Origin of the sequence: Streptomyces niveiscabiei (genome assembly GCF_001419795.1) — a bacterium.
Classification (GTDB): domain Bacteria; phylum Actinomycetota; class Actinomycetes; order Streptomycetales; family Streptomycetaceae; genus Streptomyces; species Streptomyces niveiscabiei.
Genome location: NZ_LIRL01000762.1, coordinates 1 through 5,961 on the forward strand (window position 1 = coordinate 1; position 5,961 = coordinate 5,961).

Genomic DNA, 5,961 nt, shown 5'->3' on the forward strand with positions numbered 1-5,961 from the left:
GAGTTGGGCACGCCAGCCCTCAACATCCGCCTCACCGACGACGTACGCCACCAGACGCTTGACGCCCTGATCCTCGCGAGCCACGACGGTCACCTGACCGACGCCCTCGCAGCGGGCCAACGCGGCCTCGATCTCGGCGAGTTCGATCCGGAAACCCCGGATCTTGACCTGGTCGTCACCACGCCCCAGGAACTCCAAGCGGCCGTCCGCACGCCACCGCACCACATCGCCGGTGCGGTAGAGGCGCTGTCCGGGTACGAAGGGGTCGGCGACGAACCGCTCGGCCGTCAGTCCCGCCCGGCCGAAGTAGCCGCGCGCCAGACCGTCTCCGCCCAGATACAACTCCCCTGACGCACCGATCACCGACCGGCCGCAGACCGGCGTCGAGGACGTATCCGCGTGTGTCGTCCATCGGGGTTCCGAGCGGGACCACGCCGTCGCCCGCCTCGTCGGCAGACAACAGGCCGCTCACCGCGAAGGTGGTCGTCTCGGTCGGGCCATACCCATTGACCAGCCTCGTCCCGCACAGGCGCGCAGCATCCGGGCCGCCGCCACGGCCGGTACGGCGTCCCCGCCCGTCCACACCTCGCTGAGCCCCCGGAAGCATCCCGCGTCCTCCTCGACCAGCGCCCCGAACAGGGCCGCCGTCACCCACATCCCGGTGATGCCGTACCGCGACACCGCCTCCCGGACGAAGGAGACGCTCAGCTCCTCCTCGGCGACGACGACACAGCCGCCGTTGAGCAGCGGCACCCAGATCTCGTACGTCGCGGCATCGAAAGAGTGCGGCGAGTGGAACAACACCCGCTCATGCCCCGCGAACCGCGCATCAGCAGCCAACGCGACAATCGCACTCTGCGTGACGGCGACCCCCTTCGGACGACCCGTCGACCCGGACGTGAACATCACGTACGCCAAGGAGTCGGCCGAGGGCTCCGGCAATTCCCCCTCGGGGCCCGCGATGTCACCGAGCACCAGCTCGACGCCCGCATCCGCCAGGACGTGGCGCACACGCTCTTGCGGGAGCGCCGGGTTGACGGGAACGTACGCGGCCCCCGCCTTCAACACCCCCAGCATCGCGACGATCAGGTCCGCCGACCGCCCGAGCGACAGGCCGACCCGCGACTCCGCCCCGACCCCGCGCCCGGCCAGCACCCGGGCCAGCCGGTCGGAGCGCTCCGCCAACTCCCGGTACGTCAGGGCCGTTTCCCCGCACACCACCGCCGTCGCACCGGGCTTCCTGGCCACCTGTTCCCCGAAGACCTCCACCACCGAACGCATACCGTCGGAGGTCGCAGACGCTGCCATGTTCTTCCCGATTCCTCTCGTAGTGTCGCGAGTCATGCGTGGGGGCCGTCGTCATGCAGGGCCTCGATCTCCTGGAGGACCTTCTCCTCGACCGTGTCGGCGAGCGCGGCCACGGTCGGCGCGGCGTGGAACTCGCGGACGGAGAGGGGGATTCCGAAGGTGCTCTGGATGCGGGAGACGAGTTGCAGCGTCACGATCGAATGTCCGCCGAGCCGGAAGAAGTCGTCGGTGACGCCGACGCGTTCGGCGCCCAGGACCTCCTGCCACAGGGCGGCGAGGAACTCCTCGGTGTCGGTGCGGGGGGCCACGAAGTCCGTGCCGCCGCTGTCCGGTGCGGGCAGGGCCGCGCGGTCGAGTTTGCCGTTGGGCGTGGTCGGCAGGCCGGGGACCCGGACGAGCGCGGAGGGCACCATGTACGCCGGGAGCGTGGCGGTGAGCAGGTCGCGCAGGGCGGCCGGGTCGAGTTCCGCGCCGGTGCGGGGGACGACGTACGAGACCAGGCGGTCGTTGTCGTGGGCGACGGTCGCGGCGCGGGCGACGGACGGGTGGCGGGTGAGGGTCGCGTCGATCTCGCCGGGTTCGATGCGGTGGCCGTGGATCTTCACCTGGTCGTCGGCGCGGCCGGTGTACTCCAGGGTGCCGTCGGCCCGCAGGCGGGCGAGGTCGCCGGTGCGGTACATGCGGCCGGTGCCCGCGAGGTCGGGGACGAAGCGGGTCGCGGTGAGCGCGGGGCGGCCCGCGTAGCCCCGGGCGAGCTGGGGGCCCGTCAGGTACAGCTCTCCGGTGGTCCCTCGGGGGGTGGGGCGCAGGAGCGGGTCCAGGACGTAGGCGCGGGTGCCGCCCACCGGAAGGCCGATGGGGACGCTGTCCTCGGGGCGCGGGACGTGGCGGTGGGTGACGGCCTGCATCGTCGTCTCGGTGGGGCCGTAGAGGTTGACGACCGTCTCCGCGCCGAGCCCGTACGCCTTCTCGGCCGTGCGGGCGGTGAGCGGTTCGCCGCCGAGGAAGAGGCGCCGTACGCCGTCGAGGACCCGCCGCTCGCCGGCCGCGCCCGCGAGGGCTTCCAGGAGCGAGGGCACGAGCTGCACGGTCGTCACGCCGTGCCGCCGTACGAGGGCGGCGAGCCGGTCCGGGTCGACGGTCACGTCGGTGTCCGCGAGGCAGACGGTCGCCCCGCACAGCAGGGGTGCCCACAGTTCCCACTGCGCCGCGTCGAAGCCGACGGAGGTACGGGCGAGGACGCGGTCGTCGGCGGTGAGGCCGAACTCCTCGACGAACCAGGTGAGATGGCTGGCGACGGCCGACCGGGGGACGAGCACGCCCTTGGGGCGGCCGGTGGAGCCGGAGGTGTAGATGAGGTAGGCGCCGGCCTCGGCGGGGGCGCTGTGGAGGGGTCCTGGGACGCCGGTGATCCGCGTGTCCGTCAGGACCAGCCGGGCGCCGCTGTCGGCCACGATGTACGCGGCGCGTTCGGCGGGCAGCGCCGGGTCCACCGGCACGTACACCGCGCCCGCCTTGAGGACGGCCAGCAGGGCGACGAGGAGGTCCGGGGTGCGCGGGAGGCTGACGACGACCGGGGTGTCGGGGCCGGCGCCGCGCGCGGTCAGGTCGCGGGCCAACTCGTGGGCGCGCCGGTCGAGTTCGGCGTAGGTGAGGCGGGTGTCGTCGTGCACGACGGCGACGGCGTGCGGGGTGCGGGCGGCCTGGGCCTCGATCAGCTCCGGCAGCGACGCCGCCGGGGGCCGGTGGGCGGGGCCCGTGCTCCGGGCGAGGAGGGCGGGCCGGGCGCCCTGGCCGAGGACGTCGAGGTCGCCGACGCGTGTCCCGGGGCCGTCGGCGGTGAGAGCGTCGAGGGTGTGGGCGAGGTGCGCGGCGAGCCGCTCGGCGGTGGCCGGGTCGAAGAGCGCCGGGTCGTGGCTGAGGGTCAGGCCGAGGCGGTCGTCGGTGAGGGCGGCGACCAGGGCGAGGGCGTAGTTGGTGGCCTCCTCGGCGTGGATGTCCCGGATGACGGGTCCCCCGCCCGCCGACAGGGCGCTGTCCACGGGGTAGTTCTCGAAGACGATCAGGGTGTCGAACAGCGCCTGTCCCTTGGGGAGTTCGGACTCGATGTCGGTGAGAGCGACGTACTCGTACTGCCGTGCCTCGGCCTGCCCGCGCTGGAGGTCCTGGAGCCAGGCCGCCACGGGTGCCGACGGGTCGACGGCGACGCGGGCGGGCAGCGTGTTGATGAACAGGCCGAGGATGCGCTCGCAGCCGGGGATGTCGGCGGGGCGGCCGGACACCGTCGTCCCGAACACGACGTCGCGTGCGCCGGCGTACCGGGACAGGAGCAGGGCCCAGGCTCCCTGGACGACGGCGTTGGCGGTGACGCGGTGCCGGCGGGCGAAGGCGCGGACGCGTGCCGCGACGCCGTCGGCGAGCGGGACGGGTACCCGTCCGGTGGACTGGCCGCGCCGGGTGCAGGCCGGGTCGCGGTCGTACGGGAGGGCGAGGGGTTCGCCGTACCCGGCGAGAGTGCGGCGCCAGTGGGCGCGCCCGGCCTCGTGGTCCTGGGCGGCCAGCCACTCCAGGTAGGTGCGGAACCGGCCCCGGTGCGGGGGTCGCCGGCCGATCACGTCGGCGAGGAGGGCGGCGGTGCTCCAGCCGTCGAGGAGGAGGTGGTGGAAGGTCCACACGACGCGGACACTGTCCGGGGAGAGCCGCGCGAGGGTGAGCCGCATGAGCGGCGCGGCCCGCAGGTCGAGGCCCTGGGCACGGTCGCGGGCGAGGAAGTCGGCCAGCGGTTCGGGGTGCCGGTCCGCCGGGTCCTGCCAGTCGAGGAGAGTGACGGGGAGGCGGGCGGTGCGGTGCACCACCTGCACGGGCCGGGTCACGCCCTCCCAGACGACGGCGGCGCGCAGCGCGTCCGAGGCGTCCAGGGCGCGCTGCCAGGCCTCGGCCAGGGGCCGGCTGTCGGGGACCCCGTCGAGGACGAAGGTGATCTGCTCCAGGTAGGGGGTCTGTTCCGGATCGGAGAGCGCGTGGAAGAGCATCCCGGCCTGGAGCGGCGTGAGCGGGTAGACGTCCTCCACCGCCCGTCCGTCGCCCGCGAGTCGGTCCACCTCGGTCTGGGTGAGCGGGACGAGCGGGAAGTCCGAGGGGGTACGGCCGCCGGTGTCGGGGCGGGTGCAGTGCCGGACGAATCCCGCGAGTTCGTCGGCGAGCCGGCGGGCCAGGCTCTCGATCGTGTCCGGGTGGTGCAGGTCGGGCGAGTAGGTCCAGGTGAAGGTGAGGACGCCGTCCTGGACGACTCCGATGACGTCGATCAGGTGGGCCCGGCGCTCCTGGGGGCAGTGCTCCTCGCCGCCGACGGGAAGGGGGGCGCCGAGGAGCTTGCTCGCGGCGCCGGGGGCGTCGAAGCGGCCGTGGTAGTTGAAGCTGATCTCCGGTACGGGCAGGCCGAGCCGGCGCAGCGCGCCGTAGCCGACCCCCTTGTCGGGGATGGCCCGGAGCTGCTCCTTGACCGACTTGAGTACGGCGCCGAGGTCGCCGTCGTCGGGCAGTTCGAGGGCGACCGGATGGATGGCCGTGAACCAGCCGACCGTGCGGGTGAGGTCGATGTCGTCGAAGATCTCCTCGCGGCCGTGGCCCTCCAGGTTCACGGCGATCCGGTCCCGCCCGGTCCAGTGGCGCAGGGTGCGGGCGAGGGCGGCGAGCAGGACGTCGTTGACTTGTGTCCGGTAGGCGGCCGGGACGTCCTGGAGGAGCCGCCGGGTGAGCTCGGCGTCGAGCCGGACGACGTGCCGTGCCTCGCCGGCCATGGTGGTGTCGCCGTCGGCCCGGTCCCGGGGCAGGGCGGTGCGGGCGCCGTCCAGGACGGAGCGCCAGTAGGGGACCTGGCCGCCGAAGTCGTGCCCGGCGAGCCGTTCGGCCCACTGCCGGGTCGAGGCCGTCTTGGGCCCGAGATCGACGGGCCTGCCGGCGGCGGCCTGCCCGTACGCCGTCTCCAGGTCCTCCAGCAGAATCCGCGACGAGACGCCGTCGACGACGAGATGGTGCACGACGAGCGCCAGCTCCCGCGCGCTCACCAGGACCCGGACGAGCGGTCCCTCGGCGAGGTCCATCCCGGCCTGGGCGTCCCGCACCCGCTCCGCCCAGTCGGCCTCGGCCACGACGTCGAACACCGCGTCGACGTCGGACTCCGCGCCGATCTCCGCGCACCGGCTCCCCGCAGCGGTACGGGGGAACCGCCCCCGCAGGGCGTCGTGCCGGTCCAACAGGGCCGCCACCGCCGCCCGCAGGGCCACGAGATCCGCTCCGGCACGGAGTTCGTACGCCATCGACATCGCGAAGTGGTGCGGTCCGACGGGGTGGGTGTCGAAGAACCACTCCTGGATCGGCGCGAGCAGGACGGGACCGCTCACCCGGCCCTGCTCCGCCGCAGGTCCACCGGCCACGGCGGCTGCCGCCGGGGCGAGTTCGGCGATCGTCTGCTTCAGGAAGAGGTCCCGCGAGGAGAGCGCGAGCCCGGCCCGGCGGGCACGGGAGACGACCTGGAGGCTGAGGATCGAATCGCCGCCCAGGGAGAAGAAGTTGTCGTGGACGCCGATGCGCCGGGCGCCGAGGACGTCGGTCCAGATGGCGGTGAGGGTTTCCTCGGCGGGGGTGCGCGGG

Annotated in this window: 1 protein-coding gene and 1 pseudogene; both read right to left on the reverse strand. The window is 73.8% G+C overall.

Annotated elements, in window-relative coordinates; all coding sequences use genetic code 11:
- Positions 1–1,272, reverse strand: a pseudogene (locus AOK24_RS52825) (AMP-binding protein); the annotation flags it as partial.
- A gap of 68 nt (positions 1,273–1,340) precedes the next feature.
- On the reverse strand, positions 1,341–5,961 hold a 4,621-nt coding region (locus AOK24_RS32930), incomplete at its 5' end, for a non-ribosomal peptide synthetase (protein WP_159052063.1).